This window comes from Nonomuraea glycinis, from assembly GCF_035920485.1.
In the GTDB taxonomy this organism is placed as follows: Bacteria; Actinomycetota; Actinomycetes; order Streptosporangiales; family Streptosporangiaceae; genus Nonomuraea; species Nonomuraea glycinis.
Genome location: NZ_CP109166.1, coordinates 4,174,823 through 4,188,845 on the forward strand (window position 1 = coordinate 4,174,823; position 14,023 = coordinate 4,188,845).

General features: G+C 70.2%; 13 protein-coding genes. 4 read left to right on the top strand and 9 right to left on the bottom strand.

Going from position 1 to position 14,023, the window contains the following annotated elements; translation table 11 throughout:
- Nucleotides 1-31 precede the first annotated feature (31 nt).
- Genes OHA68_RS19910 through eccCa form a run of 3 tightly spaced genes read right to left on the bottom strand, consistent with a single transcriptional unit; the run spans nt 32 to nt 5,457 of the window.
- On the bottom strand, nt 32-1,123 hold the full coding sequence (locus tag OHA68_RS19910) for a transglycosylase SLT domain-containing protein (RefSeq protein ID WP_327108963.1): 1,092 nt from the start codon (nt 1,121-1,123) through the stop codon (nt 32-34).
- Nucleotides 1,120-1,452: a hypothetical protein gene (locus tag OHA68_RS19915; protein WP_189144515.1), complete on the bottom strand. Its 333-nt coding sequence runs from the start codon at nt 1,450-1,452 to the stop codon at nt 1,120-1,122. The genes OHA68_RS19910 and OHA68_RS19915 overlap by 4 nt, the downstream gene beginning before the upstream one ends.
- Before the next feature lie 18 nt (nt 1,453-1,470).
- The gene (eccCa, locus tag OHA68_RS19920) at nt 1,471-5,457 is read right to left on the bottom strand and encodes a type VII secretion protein EccCa (RefSeq protein WP_327108964.1); all 3,987 of its coding nucleotides are present in this window, start codon (nt 5,455-5,457) and stop codon (nt 1,471-1,473) included.
- Nucleotides 5,458-5,554: 97 nt separating this feature from the next.
- On the opposite strand from eccCa, the gene eccD reads away from it, so the two are divergent.
- Nucleotides 5,555-7,024 (top strand): type VII secretion integral membrane protein EccD, encoded by a 1,470-nt coding sequence (eccD, locus tag OHA68_RS19925; RefSeq protein ID WP_327108965.1) that lies wholly within the window; start codon nt 5,555-5,557, stop codon nt 7,022-7,024.
- Between the two features lie 45 nt (nt 7,025-7,069).
- Nucleotides 7,070-7,507, top strand: coding sequence for a YbaB/EbfC family nucleoid-associated protein (locus OHA68_RS19930; protein ID WP_327108966.1), 438 nt, complete (start codon nt 7,070-7,072; stop codon nt 7,505-7,507).
- A 7-nt stretch (nt 7,508-7,514) separates the two neighbouring features.
- Here the strand turns inward: OHA68_RS19930 and OHA68_RS19935 are convergent, their stop codons facing one another.
- The 6 genes from OHA68_RS19935 to OHA68_RS19960 are packed head-to-tail and all read right to left on the bottom strand — an operon-like array spanning nt 7,515 to nt 11,879.
- Complete coding sequence (locus OHA68_RS19935) at nt 7,515-8,897, bottom strand: hypothetical protein (RefSeq protein WP_327108967.1); 1,383 nt, start codon at nt 8,895-8,897, stop codon at nt 7,515-7,517.
- A gap of 22 nt (nt 8,898-8,919) precedes the next feature.
- Entirely contained in the window at nt 8,920-9,342 is a 423-nt protein-coding gene (locus OHA68_RS19940; RefSeq protein WP_189144520.1) for a hypothetical protein, read from the bottom strand.
- On the bottom strand, nt 9,339-10,802 hold the full coding sequence (locus OHA68_RS19945) for a WXG100 family type VII secretion target (RefSeq protein ID WP_327108968.1): 1,464 nt from the start codon (nt 10,800-10,802) through the stop codon (nt 9,339-9,341). The genes OHA68_RS19940 and OHA68_RS19945 overlap by 4 nt, the downstream gene beginning before the upstream one ends.
- Nucleotides 10,802-11,161: a hypothetical protein gene (locus OHA68_RS19950; protein ID WP_189144522.1), complete on the bottom strand. Its 360-nt coding sequence runs from the start codon at nt 11,159-11,161 to the stop codon at nt 10,802-10,804. Before OHA68_RS19950 ends, OHA68_RS19945 begins: the two co-directional genes overlap by 1 nt.
- Before the next feature lie 47 nt (nt 11,162-11,208).
- Nucleotides 11,209-11,520, bottom strand: coding sequence for a WXG100 family type VII secretion target (locus OHA68_RS19955; protein ID WP_189144523.1), 312 nt, complete (start codon nt 11,518-11,520; stop codon nt 11,209-11,211).
- A gap of 29 nt (nt 11,521-11,549) precedes the next feature.
- Nucleotides 11,550-11,879 (bottom strand): WXG100 family type VII secretion target, encoded by a 330-nt coding sequence (locus OHA68_RS19960; protein WP_189144524.1) that lies wholly within the window; start codon nt 11,877-11,879, stop codon nt 11,550-11,552.
- Between the two features lie 221 nt (nt 11,880-12,100).
- Here OHA68_RS19960 and OHA68_RS19965 point away from each other — a divergent pair, with 221 nt between their 5' ends.
- Nucleotides 12,101-13,141 (top strand): hypothetical protein, encoded by a 1,041-nt coding sequence (locus OHA68_RS19965; protein ID WP_327108970.1) that lies wholly within the window; start codon nt 12,101-12,103, stop codon nt 13,139-13,141.
- Nucleotides 13,142-13,188: 47 nt separating this feature from the next.
- A complete protein-coding gene (locus OHA68_RS19970; protein WP_327108971.1) occupies nt 13,189-14,019 on the top strand; it encodes a hypothetical protein in 831 nt (276 codons plus the stop codon).
- Nucleotides 14,020-14,023: the final 4 nt, after the last annotated feature.

Sequence of the window (14,023 nt, forward strand, 5' to 3'; positions counted from 1 at the left end):
GATCGGCGAGCCCGGCCGACGGGCTCGCCGATCAGTATCCGATGTAGCCGCCGTCGCCGTTGTTCAGTCCCGGCACGTTGGAGACCGAGCCGTAGCGGCTGATGGCGTAGCGCACCCCGGCGATGATGTTCTGGACGGGGTCGTAGATGTCGCCGGGCCCCGGCAGCCTGTAGGCGTTGAAGGTCGGGTCGATGGTCTGCATCAGGCCCTTGGACGGCGTGCCGGCGGCGGCGTTGGAGTCCCACTCGTTGATCGCGTTCGGGTTGTTCCCGGACTCGTGCAGGATGATCGCCGCGATGTCGGCCGGGTTCATCTTCGAGTCCGGGACGCCATGCTGCCGCAGGATCTCCATGGCCTGATCGATCCATTCCTTGACCTGCCCGGTGGGCGCGGGCCTGCCACCTGACGGGGGCGGGCCGCTGGGGCCGTAACCGTAGCCGGAGGCGGAGGTGCCGGACGTCGGACCGCCGCTCCCGCCCGACGGGGAGGTGCGGTCCCGCTGCTGGTAGTCGGGATCGGGCTCCCAGTCGAGCTTCCTGCCCTTCGCCGGCGTGAACTGCTGGGTGGACACCGCGGGAATGGCGCGGAAGGTCAGCTCGCGATCGTCGAGGAACTGCTTGAGGTCCTTCTTGGCCTTGGTCACGGCCTTGTCGGCGGCGTCCACATGCGGCTGGGCCTCCTTGACCGCCTGGTCCACCAGTTTGCGCAGCCCCGGCCGAAGGTCCTCCTCCGTGGCGTCGGGGTCGCCCGCGAGGAACTTGGTCCGGTAGTTGGTCGCGCTGCCGGCCAGGTCCCGGCAGATGGTGGCGATGTCGGTCTTGGCCGAGCGCAGCGCGGTGGCGGCGGTGTCGAGCCCGGTGGCGGAGTTGATCAGGGCCACCTTCAGGTGCTCGGCCGCGGTGCCGTACTTGCGCATGTACGTGTCGAACTGGTCGGCCGAGCGGCCCTGCCAGGCCTTGTCCACCCCGGCGACGGCGGCGGTCAGCGCCTCGGCGAACTCGTGGATCTCGCCGGAGAGGTTCCGCCAGGTCGTCGCGATGCCGTTGATCTTGTCAGGGTCGCCGGTGACCTTCTTCAGCATCGCGTCGAGCTTCTCGCCGCCGGGCAGGTGGGAGACGCTCACGACGTCGCCCGGTGCGCCTCGCGGATGTTCTCCTCCACGTTGCTCAGGCCCCGCTCGGTCTCGCCGAGCTTTCTGCGGGCCTCGTTCATCTCCCTGAACATGGTCGTCCAGACGGTGTCGGCCGCCCCGGCCAGGGCGCCCGAGTCGGTCAGGTCGCCGAAGGCGTCGGCGCTGACCGGGGTGCGGTTGTTCTTCAGCTCGTCGTCCGCGTCGTAGGTGAGCTCACCGGGGTTGCCCTCACGCAGGGTCTCGTCGTACTGGCCGGCGGCCGTGTGGATGGCCGTGCGGCACTTGTCCAGCGCCGACAGGTGAATGTCAAGGTCCGCCATGGCCGTCTCCTGTCATGATCAGTAGTCCTCCGCAGGTTCGGCGTCCAGGAACGCCGTCTGCATGAGGCGTGCGCCGTAGCGCCGGTCGACGAGATGACCCCGGCCGGGCGGCAGGGCCTGGGGACGGACGTTGCCGAACAGGTAGCCCTCGTCCTTGTTGCCCGACATGAGCAGCGCGGGCGTGGCCATGTCCTTCAGCCGCTGGATGACCGGGTCGTACATGGCGCGGCCCGCGCCGCCCATCTGCCGCGTCAGCACCACGTGCAGGCCGATGTCGCGGGCCTGCGGGAGCAGGTCCACGAGCGGCAGCAGCGGGTTGGACGAGGTCGCGACCAGGTCGTAGTCGTCGACGAAGATGTACAGGTCCGACCCCTGCCACCAGCTGCGGTCGCGGAGCTGCTGCGGGGTCAGGTCCGCCGGGGGCAGCCGGCCCAGCATCGCTCCCTTGACGTCGTTGATCAGCTCGGTCGCGGCGGAGCTGGAGGCGGCGTACCCGATGCGGTGCTCGGTCGCCGCCGAGTCGAGCAGCGACCTGCGGTAGTCGATGACGATCATCATGGCCTCGCTCGGCTGCTTCCTGCGCACCAGCCCTTCGGCGAGGAGCCGCAGCACGTTCGACTTGCCGCTCTCGTTCTCGCCGAACACCACGAAGTGCGGGTCGGCGTCGAAGTCGATCGAGACGGGCGACAGGGTGGCCTCGTCGATGCCGATCGGGATCCGCTCCTCGTCGGCGGGCAGCGCGGAGACCCGCAGCACGGCGGGCAGCAACCGCACCGGCGGGGCCACAGGCCCCTTCCAGGAGTCCCGTACGGCCTGCACCAGCCCCCGGACCCCGGGACCCAGGTTCGACGCCTCCTGGACCCCGTCGATGCGGGGCAGCGCCGACAGGAAGTGGAACCCGTCCTTCGTCAGCCCCCGCCCGGGATTTCCCTCGGGCACCGCCTGCGCCTTCTTCCTGCTGACCTCCGACTCGTAGGCGTCGCCGAGCTTGAGCTCGACCTTGGTGCCGAACAGGTCCCGGATGCCCGGCCTGAACTCCGACCACTTGGCGGTGGAGGCGATCACGTGGATGCCGTAGCCGAGGCCGCGCGCCGCGATGTCGGTGACGATCGGTTCGAGCGAGTCGAACTCCTGCCGCAGCGTCAGCCAGCCGTCCACGATGAGGAAGACGTCGCCCCAGCCGTCGCCCTCGATCTCGCCGTCCTGGATCATGCGCCGGTAGGACACGATCGACTCGATGCCGTGCTCGCTGAAGTTCCGCTCGCGCTGCTCCAGGATCGTGCTGATCTCGGCGACCGTACGCCGGACCCGGTCGCCGTCGAGGCGGGCGGCCACGCCGCCCACGTGCGGCAGCCCTTCCAGGGAGGCGAGCGCGCCGCCGCCGAAGTCGAGACAGTAGAACTGGACCTCGCGCGGCGTGTGCGTGAGGGCCATGCTGGCCACCAGCGTGCGCACCACCGTGCTCTTGCCGCTCTGTGTGCCGCCCGCCAGGCCCACATGGCCCGCGGCGCCCGACATGTCCAGCCAGAAGGGGTCGCGGCGCTGCTCGAAGGGTTTGTCGATGATGCCGACGACCGCGTGCAGCTTGCCGCGGCCGGGCCAGCCCGCCGTGGTCAGGCCGTGCTGGGGGGTGACCGACAGCGGCGGCAGCAGGTGGGCCAGCGTGGGCGGCTCGGACAGCGGCGGCAGCCAGATGCGATGGGCGGCGGGGCCGTGTCCGGCGAGCCGGCCGACCACCACGTCGAGCAGGCTGCGCTGGTTGCCGCCGGCGGGCTCGTCGTCGGGCTCGGTGTTCAGCTGGACGGGCGTGGTGACCTCGGGCAGCGGCTGGTAGCCGGGGCCGTACTCGACGACCTCCCGGATCAGGTTCTGGCCGTCCGCCACGGCCACCTGGGAGGTGTCGCCGTGGTGCGCGGCCGAGACGTAGGCGGCCTTGAACCGCGTCATGCCGGTGGTGTCGTACTTGAGATAGCCGTTGCCCGGCGCGGAGGGCAGCTCGTAGGCGTCGGCCACGCCCAGCACGACCCGGCTCTCCATGGCGGAGAACGTCCGCAGGCCGATCCGGTAGGACAGGTGCGTGTCGAGCCCGCGCAGCCGGCCCTCCTCCAGCCGCTGCGAGGCCAGCAGCAGGTGCACGCCCAGCGAGCGGCCCAGCCGGCCGATCATCACGAACAGGTCGACGAACTCCGGCTTGGCCGCCAGCAGTTCGCTGAACTCGTCGAGCACGATGAACAGCGTCGGCATCGGCCGCAGGTCGGCGCCCTGCTCGCGGGCCCGCTCGTAGTCGCGCAGCGACGCGTAGTTGCCCGAGGAGCGCAGCAGCTCCTGCCTGCGCACCATCTCCCCGTGCAGCGCGTCGTGCATGCGGTCGACCAGCGGGAGCTCGTCCTCCAGGTTGGTGATCACGGCGGAGACGTGCGAGAGCGTCTCCAGGCCGAGGAAGGTCGCGCCGCCCTTGAAGTCGACGAGCACGAAGTTGAGGATCTCCGACGAGTGCGTGATGGCGAGGCCGAGCACCATGGTGCGCAGCAGCTCGGACTTGCCGGAGCCGGTGGCGCCGATGACCAGGCCGTGCGGGCCCATGCCGCCCTGCGCGGACTCCTTGATGTCGAGCTCGACCACCCGCCCGTCGCTGCCCAGGCCGATCGGCACCCGCAGCCTGTTGCGGCCCGCCCTGGGCTGCCAGGTCGTCGTGGGGTGCAACAGCGCCGGGTCGCCGACGCCGAGCAGGTCGGTCAGCGTGGTGTTCGCGCCCAGCAGGTCCTGCGTCTCGCCGCCGGAGCCGGTCGAGGACCGCAGCGGCGCGAGCTGCCTGGCCAGGCCCTCCGCCCGCGCGTAGTCGAGCGTGTCGGGATCGCCGAGCCGGTTCGACGACCGCTTGCCCGCATGGTCGAGCTTCACCATGTGGAACCCGTCCGGCTGGATGTCGAGCCGGAGCGTGCTCGCCTCCTCGGCCTGACCCGTCGACTCCGACAGGTCGATGACCGTGACGCCCTGGATGGAGTCGGTGCCCAGCTGCGAGTCGTGCGGCACCAGCCCGCCGTCCACGATCACGACGTGGTACGGCAGCGCGTCCGAGGCCGTCCCCGGCCGGAACCGGGCCCGCTCCTTCAGCTCGTCGCCCATGAGCTGGTCGAGCTCCGCCATGCTCTCCGCCATCAGCCGCACCTGCCCGGCCGCGTCGGCCTCCTCCGGGTGCAGCGCGTGCGGCAGCCACTTCACCCAGTCCCAGTGCGGCATCCACTCCTTGCTCGCGCACACCATGATCCGCATGTCGTCGGGGGAGTGGAAGGTGACGAGCTGCGCGATCATGGCCCTGGTCAGGTCGCGCACCGCTCGGGGGTCGCCGCTGAGGTGGATCCGGGCGAAGGAGTCGAGCGCGACCGCCACCGGCAGCCCGGCCACGGTGGAGTGGGTCCTGACGAACCTGCGCAGCGCACCCGCCGTCAGCGCGTCGAGGTCCTCGACGGGCTTGGAGTCCGGCGGGATGAGCTGTACGGCCAGCTTCTGCACGCCCGTGCCCAGCCGTACCGTGCCGAAGTCGTCGTCGCGGGGCCGGCGCTCCCACAGGCGCGGGCCCATCGCGATCCACCAGAGCGTGTCCGGGGCGGGCCCGCTCCACTCCAGGGCCTCGCGCTGCTGGACACCGGCCTTGCGGATCTTCTTGCGGATCTGGGAGAGGTAGCGGAAGTAGTCGCGGCGCAGGCCGTTGAGCCGGTTCTTGCGCTCACCCGCGTTACGGCCCACCTGGCCGAGCGTCATGCCGAGCATGGAAACGGCGAACAGGCCGCTGGCCACGTACATGATCGGGCTGGAGCTGCCGTTGGCGGTGAACATCAGCCCCATCGCCGCGCCGCCCGCCAGCATGGGCAGATACATGAGGATGCCGGTGAGCCCCGCGGGCTGGATCTCCGGAATCTCCGGTGGAGACTCCAGCAGGATCTCCCCGCGGGGTGGCTGCGGACTGGGGCGGCGTTCGGGGCGCCTGACGACGACAATGCTCACTGGTGAGACAACCCTCCTGTCACCTGGAACACTTTCTTACCAGACACACCGTCCCTATATGTTCGACATGTCGGATTAGCCAGTCAGCCCCTGGAGCATGTCCGTGACCTCGCTCGCCCATCAGCACTTCCAGCCGGCCCCCCAGCAGCAGGGACACCCGCAGCACGGACATCAGCAGGCCCGGCAGCAGGCGCTGCCGCCGCTGTGCCATGTGACGATCGTCGCGCCGCGCCGCAGGGCGGATCTGGCCCTGCCCGCCGACATCCCGCTGCCGCACGTCCTGCCCGGGCTGCTGCGCGCGGTCGGCGAGGCGGGCGGCGACTCGGCGAGCGCGCCCGGCTGGGTGCTCCAGCGGCTGGGCGGCGCGCCGTTCGACCTCGGCCAGACGCTCGCCGCCCTCGGCGTGCTCGACGGCGAGGTGCTGTACCTGCGGCCGCGCGAGTTCACACTGCCGCCCGCGCTCTACGACGACGTGGCCGACGTGGTGGCCACCGGGGTGAAGGAGAGCTCGGGCAAGTGGGAGCCGCGCCACACGAGGCTCCTGGGCGCGGGCGCGGCGGCCGTCATCCTCGCGCTCGGCGTCCCCGCCCTCGTCCTCGCCGGTGGCCCGCCGCTGGGCCTGACCGTGGTCGCGGGCATGCTGGCCGTCCTGCTGGTCGGCGTGAGCGCCGCCCTGTCCAGGGCGGTCGGCGACTCCGCCGCGGGCGCGCTGATCGGCTACGCCGCGCTGCCGTACGCCTTCGTCGCCGGTCTGTACGGTCTGGCGAGCGGATCCAGCGTGGCCGGGCTCGGCGCCCCGCATCTGCTGGCCGCGCTGGTCTGCACCGCCCTGGTGGCCACGGTCGGCGGCAGTCTGGTGGCCGACGGCGTGGCGGGCTTCCTCGGCGCGGCCATCGCCACGGTGGTGGGCGCGCTCGCCGCGGCCATGGTCATGGTGTCCGGCGTGCCCGCGGCCGGCGCGATGGCCATGACCGCCACGATCCTCATGGCGCTGAGCCCGCTGATCCCCTCGCTGTCCTTCAGGATCGCCCGGGTGCCGCTGCCCACGCTGCCGACCAACGCCGAGGAACTGCGCGCCGACAACCAGCGGCTGGACAGCGACGGCGTCCTCGGCCGCACCGCGCAGGCCAGGCGCTACGCCACCGGCATGGTCGTCGGCATCGCGCTGACCGTCATCGGGGCGCTGGGCTTCCTGGTCGGCACGCCGGGCTGGATGGCCACCTCCATGGCCGTCGTGCTCTGCCTGACGCTGTTGCTGCGCGCCCGCGTCTTCCACGGCCTGGGCCAGCGGCTCTGGCTGCTGTGCGGCGGGCTCGGCGGGCTGGTGGCGGTGGGCGTCTCGATGAGCGCGGGCGCGGGCACGGTGGCCGCCGCCGCGGTGGTGATGGCCATGCTCTGGCTGGCTCTGCTCGTCGTCGGGCTCGGCCTGTGGCTGCCGTCCGGGCGGCTGTCGCCGTTCTGGGGGCGGGCTGGCGACCTGGTGGACATCGTGCTGCTGATCTCGCTGTTCCCGCTGGCGCTTGGGGTGCTGGAGGTCTACACCTGGATCCGGGGCCTGTCAGGGTAGAAAGTCGATATTGTCGGAAAAAATGTGACTTATGGGAGTAAGTGGATGATTGAGCGGGAGTTCGGGGCGATGGACCTCGACAGGGTCCTCAAGAACGCGGACGCGCAGATGGCCCGCGCCGGCGAGCTCCAGCGGGTGCTCGCCGAGCTCGTCGGCATCGCCGCGGACCAGGACGGCCTGGTCAAGGTCGAGATGGGCGGCTCCGGACTGAAGAACCTCCACCTGCACCCCAAGGCCATGCGCCTCACCTCGGGCGAGCTCGCCGAACGCATCCAGCTCGTCATCGCCGAGGCCTCGGCCGACCTGCGGAGCAAGGTGACCGAGGCGATGCAGGAGGCGTTCGGCGACGAGAACCCGATGCGCTTCGCCGACGACCCGGACGGGCCCATGGCGCAGGTCCGGGGGGCCGAGGCCGTCTACAACCGGACCTTCGACGACCTCATGGGCCAGCTCGACCAGATCCGCAACCGCATGGAGCGCTGAGCCGCCGTCAGCCGATCTTCCCCGGGCTGGTCCTCTCGGATGAGGTGAAGACGTCGCCTTCGGGGTCGTAGAACTTGCGGTCGTTTTCGTCGCCCTCGTTGGGAGTCGCTCCTCCCATGCCCCCGGGCGGATAGCCCATGAAACCCCCTCCGGGAGAGGCCGCCCCGCCGCGCAGCACCGCCGGGCCCACCCCTCCGCCCGGGCCGCCGGAGCCGTACCAGGTGGCGCCGTTCGGCCCTCCGGGAGTCGAGAACGGGTTGGCGGTGTTGACGGGCACCTGCGTGGTGGGCGTGTAGGCGGTCGTGGGCATGTGGGTGCTGTTCGGGTTCGCGGTCGTGGTGGGAGTGGTGGTGGGGCTCGCGTCGGCGAGTTCGGTCCGCCGGTCCTCGCCGCCGATCACCGCGGGAACCTCCCGACGGTCGCCGTCCTGATCCTGGGTGGACGGCTGCTGCTGCTCCGGCTGCTTGGTGCCGTTGTCGCCGGGCTGTTCGGGTGAGTTCGGGTCGTCGGACCCGCCCGGGTCGCGTCCGTCCTGGTCCTTGTCCTGGTCCTGGCCCGGCTTGTTCTCGTCGTCGCCGCCGGGCCGGTCGCCGGGACCCTGCGTGTCGTCGCCCGGCCGGTCCGAGTCGTACGAGCCGCTCTGGTCGCTGCCGCCGGGGCCGCCGCTCGTGCCGTCGCCGCTCCAGTACGCGGTCGTCCCCCTGGGCACCTTCGTGCCGGAGCCGGGGTCGAGATCGTCGGCCTTCTTGGTGTCCACCTCCAGCGGGGTGATGTTCGGCATCTGGAAGGCGAGCCCCTCGGCGATCTGGCTGTTCAGCTCGTAGATCTTCATGTTGAGCTCTTCGAGGCGCTTCCTTGCCTCCTTGTCGGCGCTGAAGGCGAGCAGCGGAGTGCCGTTCAGCCCGCCCCCGGTGCCGCTGTTGAGCAAGGGCGGTGTGGTCCAGTCGGTCACACCCGTGCCGCCGGCGTTGTTGCCGCCGTTGAGCAGGCCGGGGTTCGGATTGGTCACGGTGGGCAGGCCGGCCACCATGGTGCGGTAGCGCCTGACCTCGCCGGCGTACTTCGTCAGCGGCTCGCCGGTCTGCTTCATGGCCTGGCCGAGCGCGCCCGCGCTGGCGTGCAGCAGTCGCAGCGCCTTCAGCGCCTGGGCGGCGTCGCCGCCGCGCCACACGGACGCGAGCGACGCGGCCGCTTTCATGACCGCGCCCTGCACCCCGGCATCGCCCTGCACCAGCTTGGCGGCCTCGACATAGCTCCGCCCGGCGCGCTCGATCGCGTCGGGGTCGGTGCCGTTCAGGTATTGGAGGACGGTCTCCCGGGTGGTGCTCTCGGGCGGTGTGCTGCTGCCGAGGTAGACGTACAGCTTGATCGGCTTCCAGTTCTCAGCCATTTTCCGTCACCTTCGCCGATTCTCACGCACTGCTGTCCGCGTGACCCTTCTCGTAATTACTGACGGCCTTCTCCACCGCGGCCGCCCACTTCTCGACGTGGTCCAGCAGCTCGTAGTAGCTGGTGCCGAACACTTCGTAGGCCTGCGCGGTGTTCGCCCCGAAATAGTGGGCCACTTCCCACTTGCCGGTCTCCCCGGGCCCGACGTTGGTCGTTCCGGCCACTTCGGCGACCGTGCCGGGCCCACTCCAGGTGGCGCTCATCGAGGCGGGCGCGCTGCCGCGCAGCGTCCCCAGCTCTTCGCGCAGGCGGGAGATGACCTCACGGACGCCCGTGTGGTCGATGTCGGGCCCCTGGCCGCTGTCCCCGCCGAGGCCGGGAAAGTCCTTGGCGAGCTCCAACTCCGGGATGGGCGTTCCCGTGCCGCTGTCGTCTGGACGGCTCATGCCCTGCCTCTCGACTCACCGTTGATGTAAGGGCCCGTCGTGGGCACCTCGCTCATGAAGTAATCCTCGTCTTCCAGGAGGTACGTGCTCCGCTCCTGTTCCCTCCGCTCCTGAGCGCCGCCGGCGCCACCGGGAGGGATCATCATGGGGGAGGAGCCGTTGCCGCCTGAGCCGCGCAGGAGCGCGGCGCTCGCACCGCCTCCGACGGCCGCCCCGGCGCCCGACCCGCCGTACGGGCTGCCGAGCCCCGTGCCGGGCGGGCCTGTGCCGGTCGTGACGCCCGACGGGCTGCCGGACGGGTTCCCTGACGGGTAGCCGGTGGGATGGCCGGCCAAGGTGGAGTCGGGAAGCCCGGCCAGTGAAGTCGTCGGGCCGCCCACGGAGGTGTCCGGGAGCGTGCCGGTCGGGGCGTCGGGGGTCCGCACGCCCGGCACCGCCGCCCCGTTGGGGTTCGGCACCCCCGCGGGAGGGTCGACGCCGTTCTTGCCCGACCCGTCGGTGCCGGTCCCGTCCGTCCCGTCGGTGCCGCCGGGGAAGGTGACGTTCAGACCGGTGTCGTCGAAGCCGGGGATCCGGTGCCGGCTGGGGTCCTGCAGGCCGTCCTGGCCCGGGGTGTACAGGCCGTCGGGCAGGCCGCCCGCCGGGCCGAACGGCTGGGAAAAGGCCGCGGGCAGGCCGCCGGCGGGGAGCGTCCCCTGGTTCAAGGGCATGATCGGCAGGTTCGGGTCCAGGACCTCGAACTCGGGGATGTCGGTCCTGAGCTCGGCGGGGAACACCTGGTTGTTGACCTTGGTGGCCTCGCTCAGCAGCTTGATGTGCTCCGCCGCGAGATTCCTGTCCTGCTCCTCCTTGGAGTCGCCGAACGTGTTCATGAACGGGCCGTCGGTGAAGGCGGCGGTGATGCCGCCGGCGACCGTGCCCACGACGGCGCCGATCACCGCGCCGGGCCCGGCGCCCACGCCGGCGAAGAAGACCCCGACCCCGGCGCCCACGCCGAGGCCGGCCATGCCTCCCTGGGTGGCGCCCTCAAGGATCGAGACGTCCCGGTCCGGGGACTCGGGCAGGTTCTCGCCTCTGAAGGTCGCCAGCGTGTGGGCCTGCCTGACCAGTGCGGGGGCGACACCCGAGGGGTTGGCCAGGCACTGCTTGTCGTCCACCGACTGCTCGCTGATCGTGGTGGACACCTGGTCGGCGGACTCCCGCAGCCTGCGGAGCTGGGTCTTGACCACCTTGGCGTCCTCGCCCACCGTCCAGTGCTCGTCCAGCGCCCGCAGATGCCTGTCGAGCACGCCGACGAGGTGGTCGAGGCGCTGCTTGGCGGTGAGCATCTCGGAGGCGGCCTCGCGCAGCAGCTCGGGCTTGTTCTTGGCCAGCGTCTCACGTAGCTGTTCGAGCGACAGCACCCCGTCGAATTCGGTGCTGCCGATCTCTGTCCTGATCGGCGCCCTGTTCTGGCCCATCAGACCTGCCTGCTGCTTTCGCCGGGTTGCTCGGCGCCGTCGTAGTTCTGCAACGCCTGTTTGAGCAGCTCCAAGACGTTCTCCACCTGGATGCCGATGTTCTCGTAGGAGCCGGTGACCGCGCCGACGGCCGAGCGCGTACTCTGCTGGTAGCCCATGGCGGCCGGCCAGAGTCCGCCCGCGGCCTCGAAGTCGGCGCTCAGCCGCCCGGCCGGGCCTGACTGGGTGAGGACCGGCTGCGCCTCGCCACCGGAGCCGGCGGAGCTGTCGGGGCGCAGCAGCGCCAGCGCCTCCTCCAGATCGGTCTTGACCGCGTTGATCGCTCTCCTGCTGAGATCCACGCCACGATCGCTGCCCATGCTTCCCCTCTGGTGTCAGGCCCCGGCGGTGCCGCTCCTCGGTCGTTCTACTTGCCGTCGAAGATCTGGGCGTTGACCCGCTCGACCTGCTGCATGTTCATGCTGGTGATGTTGATGTTCGTCTTGAGCAACTGGACGAACTGCGACATGTCCCTGGCCTCGCGGTTCCACAGCTCGCGAACCTCGTTGAAGACCGTCTTGGACTGGCCTTCCCAGATCGCGCTCTTGGCCATGAGGTCCCGCTCAAGTGTTTCCAGGGTCTCCACCAGGCCGTTGTGGGCCCGGGCGAAGGCGTCCTCGCCCTGGCCGAGACCCTGGAAGTTGACTTTTGTACGATCGAAAACGTCATCCGCGGCCATCTGCGGCCTCCAGTCTGCCTAGAAGGGTCTTAGAGCGGCTTGGCGCTGATGAGCTGGGCGATGTGGTTCATCGCCTCGGCCCGCTCCTGGTTGAACGCGGCATAGTTCTTGCCGCTGGAGCCGATGTTCTCCGCCAGGCGGTGCAGGCTGCCGAGGATCACGTCCATCCGCTCGTGCCACTTGACGTGGACGGCGTGGAAGGCGGCCTCGGACTGGCCCACCCAGCTGGTCTTGAGAGTGGCGCCCGCGGTGTCCAGGTCCCGCTGGATGGTGCGCAACTTGGTGGCGGCGTCCTCGATGAGGCCGATCGCGGCCTTGAGATCGGCTTCGCTTACTTGAGTCTGCGGCTCGGCGCCCACAGATCTCCCTCCCTTGCTGCTCGGCTGACTAGGAGCCGTCAGGCCCCAGCGTCACATTAGTGAACTTAAGCCCCAAGGGTCGCACATTTACCCTTTAATCTCCCATACCTATGGGACGACATCTAGGAGGTTGTCGTAGCTTTGTGGGAGTGATGTGACTAGGGGGGCTTGTGGCCGACTCATCCTCATCTGCGAGTGATCCGTTCGCTGGGCTCGGCGCCATGCCGGGACTCAACCCGCGGGACAGCGATCCCGAGTTCGACATGACGTACTCCAGAGTCAGGAACCTGGGGTCCAGCGTGGGCAGTTACGGCCAGGACCTGTCGCTGATGAGCGACAAGACCAAGGCCATCGACATGCACGCGCTGACCTTCGGCGTGGTCGGCGGCGGGCTCAACGTCGCGCACCGCTCGGTGCGCGACGGCGCGGCGGACGCGCTGCTCCAGGGCCAGAAGGTGCTGGAGTCGTGGAAGAAGGCGCTGTCCGACGCGGCCGACAACACCGAGCAGGCCGAGCAGGCGAGCAAGGCGTCCGAGGAGGGCGGCCCGAAACCGCCGAAGATCCCCACCGGGGGCGGCGGCAAACTCCCGGGCGGCCTCCCCACCGGCGGCGGCCTGGGCGGCATCGACCCGCCGGGTGGCACCAAGTTGCCGGACGACTTCAAGCTGCCGGACGACACGAAGCTGCCGGATGACATCAAGTTGCCGGACGACACGAAATTGCCGGATGACATCAAGCCGCCCGGTGACACGAAGCTTCCGGATGACATCAAGCCGCCCGGTGACATCAAGCAGCCGGGCCTCGACGACATCAAGCCGCCCGGTGACATCAAGCAGCCGGACCTTGACGGGATCAAGCAGCCGGACCTGAAGAACCCCGATCTGAGCGGGGTGAAGCCGCCCGACGGCACCGATCTGTCCGGCGTCGACCCACGACTGAACACCCCGGCCATGCCGCAGGTGCAGATGCCCGACAGTACGACGGTCGATCCGCGCGGCTCCATGCCGCGCACCGGCGTCTCCCTGCCGGACGGCGGCGCCGGCGGGGCCGCCGGCAACGGATCCCTGGGCGCCGGTCAGGGCAGTCTCTCCAAGGCGCTGAACAGTGGCATGCCGCTCTACCCCATGGGTGGCGGTGGAGCGGGAGGCGCCCCGGGCGGCGAGGACAGGGACCGCGAGCGCGGTGCGCACCTCGCCGAGGACGAGGGAGTCTGGGGCGGGGACGAGGACATATCGCCGGCGGTGCTCGGCAGAGAGGTGTAGACGAGCCGGTGGCATACGAAGGAGATTTTGAACTTTTCCTAAGCGCCGTGGCGACCGCGTCGGCGGCGGCGTTCATCCTGCCGTACGCCTCGCCGATCGTCGGGCTGATGACCCTGCTGGTCGCGGACACGGCCGAGCAGCACCGGGGGGCCGAGCAGTGGCTCAACACCACCCCGATCGACGCGGGCCCGAAGCCGGGCCCCGTGGGGTCGCCGGCCGCCCAGCAGGAGTGGCGACCGCCGATGGCCGCCCCCGCCGCCGCGGCCGGGAGCGAGCACGCCGCCGGCGTCAGCGACCTGACCTACCTGCGCGGCGAGTTGAAGCGGCTGACCAGGGAGATCGGCAACGACAAGGGCTGGGCCGGCCGGAGTTACAAGTCGTTCCTGGAGAAGGTCGAGGTGCTGGACGGGCACCTGGCCACGCTGGACAGCAACAGGATGAACTGCGGCAACACGCTCAAGTGCTCGGCTCAGGGCACGCACGCGCTGGTGATGTTCTGCGTGGCCATCTCGGCCGCCCTGACGGCGCTGGCGTCGTACATCCTGCTGATGCGGTCCACCGCGAGTCTGGCGATGGTCACCGGTGAGGCGCAGGCCATCACCGTGGTGGAGAACCTGCACATGACGATGAAGACGGTCTTCACCAACCACTGGAAGCTCGTCCTCAAAGCCAGTGCGATCCTGGGGGTCGCCGCCATCGCCTACAACCAGTTCACCCAGGACCTGCCCGGTCTGGAGGCCGTGTCGGGCGCCAAGCCGGACCTCATGGAGGCCAGCGTCATCTGGGACCCCACCAAGGCGGACATGATCGACAATCCAGAGAGTCAGTTCGACGCCGGCAAGCTCGAAGACTCCTTCATGCCGGAGTTCGGCTTCTAGCCTC

What these genes read in the sequence shown, in the direction of transcription:
- OHA68_RS19965 (WP_327108970.1), top strand. Translation starts at nt 12,101, where the DNA reads ATGCCGGGACTCAACCCGCGGGACAGCGATCCCGAGTTCGACATGACG.
- OHA68_RS19955 (WP_189144523.1), bottom strand. Translation starts at nt 11,520, where the DNA reads ATGGCCGCGGATGACGTTTTCGATCGTACAAAAGTCAACTTCCAGGGT.
- eccD (WP_327108965.1), top strand. Translation starts at nt 5,555, where the DNA reads ATGTCCGTGACCTCGCTCGCCCATCAGCACTTCCAGCCGGCCCCCCAG.
- OHA68_RS19935 (WP_327108967.1), bottom strand. Translation starts at nt 8,897, where the DNA reads ATGGCTGAGAACTGGAAGCCGATCAAGCTGTACGTCTACCTCGGCAGC.
- OHA68_RS19945 (WP_327108968.1), bottom strand. Translation starts at nt 10,802, where the DNA reads ATGGGCCAGAACAGGGCGCCGATCAGGACAGAGATCGGCAGCACCGAA.
- OHA68_RS19940 (WP_189144520.1), bottom strand. Translation starts at nt 9,342, where the DNA reads ATGAGCCGTCCAGACGACAGCGGCACGGGAACGCCCATCCCGGAGTTG.
- OHA68_RS19950 (WP_189144522.1), bottom strand. Translation starts at nt 11,161, where the DNA reads ATGGGCAGCGATCGTGGCGTGGATCTCAGCAGGAGAGCGATCAACGCG.
- OHA68_RS19930 (WP_327108966.1), top strand. Translation starts at nt 7,070, where the DNA reads ATGATTGAGCGGGAGTTCGGGGCGATGGACCTCGACAGGGTCCTCAAG.
- OHA68_RS19915 (WP_189144515.1), bottom strand. Translation starts at nt 1,452, where the DNA reads ATGGCGGACCTTGACATTCACCTGTCGGCGCTGGACAAGTGCCGCACG.